The organism is Desulfitobacterium sp. (assembly GCF_982384815.1).
This window is the reverse complement of the sequence record NZ_CEVWNY010000168.1, coordinates 1-4,204: the sequence shown is the minus strand read 5'-3', so window position 1 is coordinate 4,204 and position 4,204 is coordinate 1. Positions and strand designations below refer to the sequence as shown.

The window sequence follows — 4,204 nt, the reverse complement described above, 5'->3', positions numbered from 1 at the left end:
GACCAACCCCTTAGGAAGTTCTGCTCCCGGAGTGCTATGCTTAATTAGGGATTGAATTTCTTGGTTTTCTAAGAGCTGCAGTACCAGCTGCCGGATGAGTTCCTCATTCATGACTCTCCCCCCAGGATCAGGCCTTGACCTGTGGTACCGATAAAGGCTGCATTACCCTCATCCCGATCCAGATGCATTTCCTTTTGGTAAGCAGGGTGAACCCGGACCTGGACCTCATCTAAAATCAGGGGCCGTTGGCTTAAAACCTGCACTTTTACTTTGTCCCCATCCTTAAGCTTGAGAATTTCCGCATCTTTAGGTTGAAGATGGATATGGCGGTTGGCAACTATGACACCGCTAGCCAATTCAATACTCCCGGCCGGTCCGGCAAGGATACAGCCCGGAGTTCCGTGATGATCTCCGGATTCCCGCAGCACAGGGGAAATCCCTAGAGCAAAACAGTCCGTAACACTTAACTCTACTTGGGTCTTACTGCGAACAGGACCGAGAATACGCACATTTTCCAGTGTTCCTTTCGGACCTACCAGGGTTACTGTTTCATTTGCGGCAAACTGTCCCGGTTGGGAAAGATCCTTTTGTTTGGTTAATTCATAACCATAACCAAAAAGGATCCATAAATCTTCTTCCGCAAGATGAACATGGCGGTTGGAAATAGCTATCGGTACCCTGCCTTTTTCAGGTTCTTTTTTGCTCCGACCATCTTCAGACAGCTTCTTGCTTGTCGGGGCTAAATTCCTACCTCGCACCTCACAGGCTAAAATATAGAAGACGCTGGATAAGCGATTTAACACGAGAATAATATCCGGTCGTGAGCATTCGGCCCGCTCATTGGTAAAGGCCCGATTGGCATAAAGCTCCACTTCCCTGACTTTTGCCCGTAGATGTTGGAGTTTGCTGACGATAGGGCCATGAGTATAGCTTAAGGGGGAGTGTGGTACCCCGTAGTACTTTTTAGGATGATGAGAGTGCTCGCGGATCTCTTCAGAGGTTAAACCGAATAGACCATTGAAAATCAAGGGCTCCGCCTTAACCTCCGCGACCATTAATCCCCGCAGCAAGGTTGTAATTTCCTCTAATTTTTGGACCAATTCCTGTTCTCCTTGTTCATGGAAGAATACTTGAGCCTCCACACACTCAGTTTGCAGGAGATCCAGCTGACCCCGTAACGCGATGATCGGGTGATTTTTATTTACTAAGTTCCCCTGATGAAGATGAGTCATATGCTCCGGTTTTAAGGTTTTGGACTCTTGTGGCACGGAACGATCCCCTCGATTCCGGGTATGCTCGGCATTGGCAAAGGTGTTTTTGTTCAGATCATAAATACCGTCTCCCTCGATCTGTACTTGAATACCTTTGGAGCGGATAAAATCCCGTGCTGAAGGGGTAATAACACTCCCTGCCGGGAGGTTAATCACTTTGTCCTTCGTTTTATGCCAATTTGCTCTGAGTTCGAACTCTGTAATAATCAAGTCCTCACCTCTTGTCTACAAAAAACTAGCTTTCCAGATTCCTGGCTTTAAGGTGCTTCAAACTACTTTTCACCAAAAGCTTTGTTATCACCGATGGGAAGAATGAATTCTACATCTCGATGGGGCCTGGGAATAACATGAACACTTAACAGCTCCCCAACCCGCTGGGCTGCAGCCGCTCCGGCATCCACCGCCGCTTTAACCGCACCCACATCACCGCGAACCATGACCGAGACTAAGCCTCCCGTAACATGTTCTTTACCGCAAAGGGTAACGTTTGCTGCCTTTAACATCTGGTCGGCGGCTTCAATAGCGGGAATCAATCCTTTGGTTTCAATCATTCCTAAAGCAATTACACTGCGTTCCTGTACCATAATGTACCCTCCTTATGGATTTAATCGCTTAACATCTGCTGCTGTTTAAATGGCGAATTACCTGTTCGACAATCTCTTGAACTAAGCCCGGATTGGCATTTTCCACTGCCTGATTCGGGATTTCTCCCCCGCCCAAAATATCTTTATGGTCGGTAATATTCCAGGCGACCCTCTTAATATTGATCAGATGCAGTGGGGTTACATTATCGGAAACGCTTGATCCCCCCCAAGTTCCGCAGCCTAAAGTAAAAGAGGGAGCAAGACCCGTCGTTGCACCAACCCCTCCCAATGAGGAAGGTGTATTGACGAGAACCCGGAAAATCGGCTTTTTCAAACTAAATTCACGAATTATATCCATGTTTTGACTGTGGATGACTAAACTATGACCAAGTCCTCCCGCCTGCAACAATTCAATACAGCGTTCACAGCCTTCATGCCAATCCCGCACCCGATAAAAACCGAGGACGGTAGTCAATTTTTCATAAGCTAAGGGGTATTGAGGACCTACTCCCTGTAAAGGTACCACTAAACATTTCGTCTGCTCCGGAACGTTGATCCCCGCCAGGTTAGCAACAAACCTGGCATCTTTACCCACAACTTTCGGATTCATGCCCCCTTGAGGCAACATCACTACCTTGGCCAGCTTTGGCGCTTCCTCAGGGTTAACAAAATGGGCTCCGAGATTTTTTAGGTGTCTTATTAACTCATCAGCAATGCAATCTTCGGCGACCACTGCTTGTTCTGAAGCACAAATCGTTCCATTATCAAAGGTCTTGCCAACGATAATATGTTCGGCAGCCTGGGCCAGATCGGCACTTCGCTCGACAAAGGCAGGCACATTGCCGGGACCCACTCCTAAAGCCGGCTTACCACTGGAATACGCCGCTTTGACCAGACCACTTCCTCCTGTAGCTAAAATCAATGCCGTATCAGGGTGTCGCATTAGCTCATTAGTGGCTCCCATCGTCACCTTGCTTAAACAGGTTATTGCACCTTCCGGTGCCCCTGCGGCAACAGCAGCTTCATGCATAATTTTAGCGGCTTCCTTTGTACAGCGTACAGCGCTGGGGTGAGGTGAAAAGACGATGGCATTTCTGGCTTTTAAGGCGATTAGCGCTTTGTAAATTACCGTGGACGTAGGGTTGGTGGTTGGCACAATACCTACGATAACACCAACCGGTTCGGCAATTTTCCAAAGTTTGTGGATGGGGTCTTCTTCAATAATCCCCACCGTTTGCATATCCTTGATGTATTCATAAAGATGATGGGAGGCAAAAACATTCTTTACGCACTTATCCTCGTATTTGCCCATTCCCGTTTCGGACACGGCCATCATCGCTAGATTTGCAGCATTGGCCTCCCCTGCTTCAGCCATAAAACGGACGATACGATCGATCTGCTCTTGGGTGAAATTTTTTAAAACTTCCTGGGCCCTACGTGCTGCTCGGACTAGGTTACGAGCTTCCTGCAAGGAGGCTAAGTCATGATCCAGTTCCATGAGACTCCCTCCTTCTTTAGAACTTCAGGCCATTTTCTACCACATCAATTACCGCCCGTTGGAAAGCTTCACAAGCCGCCCGACAAGCACTTTGGGAACCGGTTAGCAAGGCACCGCCGAAGTTAGTTTCGGTGGGCGGTCCATAGAAGACCTGCATTTCCACCTCAGCGGCTTTGAGGGCAGCATCAATCCCATAAACCGCCTCTAGCGGCGGGGCGATCAAATAGGCTAAAGGCTCTCCTTCCCGAATCCCGGCCATCTTAGAAAGATAGCTGCCGGTTCGCGAAATGGTATGGGGATACCAGGCGGTTTTTCCGCCATCACAGGTATAGAAGAAAGCCTCATTTTCCAAATGGTCGATACAGGCATCCACTCCCGCCCGTACTTCAGCCGGATTAGGAGCGGCCAAAATACCGATAATTTCTCCCGAGCGGGGACCGGAAGCATGAGCTGCGCCGGCATAAAAGCTCTTAGCATAAACCACTTCGACTTCCGCCTTTTTGGTAGCCTCATCCAAAGCTGTATAGGTGGAATCATCAATGTTTGAAGTGATCATGCCGATGGAACGCTGATATTCTTTCAAGCCAAGCTGCGCCGCCAGGTCGGGGGCAACATTGGGTATGAGCCGAACGGCTAGGACTTGAGGCTTAATAGGCTCAATCATAATAATCCTCCCTACTTACCTTATTTATCTTGCTTTCCGGTGTCGGTTGCTTTGGTTTTAGGCTTCTCCTCAATTGTAGGTAGTTTGGGGAGAATTTGCTCTAATTCCTGATGAGGACGGGGAATGACATGACAGCTCATTAGTTCGCCCACTCGCTCTGCGGCCGCGGCACCGGCATCAACCGAGG

5 protein-coding genes are annotated in these 4,204 nt (G+C 48.7%); all 5 read right to left on the bottom strand.

The features are described 5' to 3' along the window. Window positions 1–107 precede the first annotated feature (107 nt). A complete protein-coding gene (gene pduL, locus AC1U9U_RS15630) occupies window positions 108–1,481 on the bottom strand; it encodes a phosphate propanoyltransferase (RefSeq protein WP_479961479.1) in 1,374 nt (457 codons plus the stop codon). 62 nt (window positions 1,482–1,543) lie between these two features. Continuing rightward, the gene (locus AC1U9U_RS15625; protein ID WP_479961478.1) at window positions 1,544–1,855 is read right to left on the bottom strand and encodes a BMC domain-containing protein; all 312 of its coding nucleotides are present in this window, start codon (window positions 1,853–1,855) and stop codon (window positions 1,544–1,546) included. Between the two features lie 28 nt (window positions 1,856–1,883). Continuing rightward, window positions 1,884–3,353, bottom strand: a complete 1,470-nt coding sequence (locus AC1U9U_RS15620; RefSeq protein WP_479961477.1) for an acetaldehyde dehydrogenase (acetylating) — start codon at window positions 3,351–3,353, stop codon at window positions 1,884–1,886. Between the two features lie 16 nt (window positions 3,354–3,369). Next, window positions 3,370–4,017 carry an ethanolamine utilization microcompartment protein EutL gene (gene eutL / locus AC1U9U_RS15615; RefSeq protein WP_479961476.1) on the bottom strand — a complete coding sequence of 216 codons (648 nt, stop codon included), beginning with the start codon at window positions 4,015–4,017 and terminating at the stop codon, window positions 3,370–3,372. 20 nt (window positions 4,018–4,037) lie between these two features. Beyond that, window positions 4,038–4,204, bottom strand: a 167-nt coding sequence (locus tag AC1U9U_RS15610; protein WP_479961480.1) for a BMC domain-containing protein, incomplete at its 5' end; no start/stop codon positions are given.

Coding starts and splice junctions, on each gene's coding strand:
- AC1U9U_RS15620 (WP_479961477.1), bottom strand. CDS start 3,353: ATGGAACTGGATCATGACTTAGCCTCCTTGCAGGAAGCTCGTAACCTA.
- eutL (WP_479961476.1), bottom strand. CDS start 4,017: ATGATTGAGCCTATTAAGCCTCAAGTCCTAGCCGTTCGGCTCATACCC.
- AC1U9U_RS15625 (WP_479961478.1), bottom strand. CDS start 1,855: ATGGTACAGGAACGCAGTGTAATTGCTTTAGGAATGATTGAAACCAAA.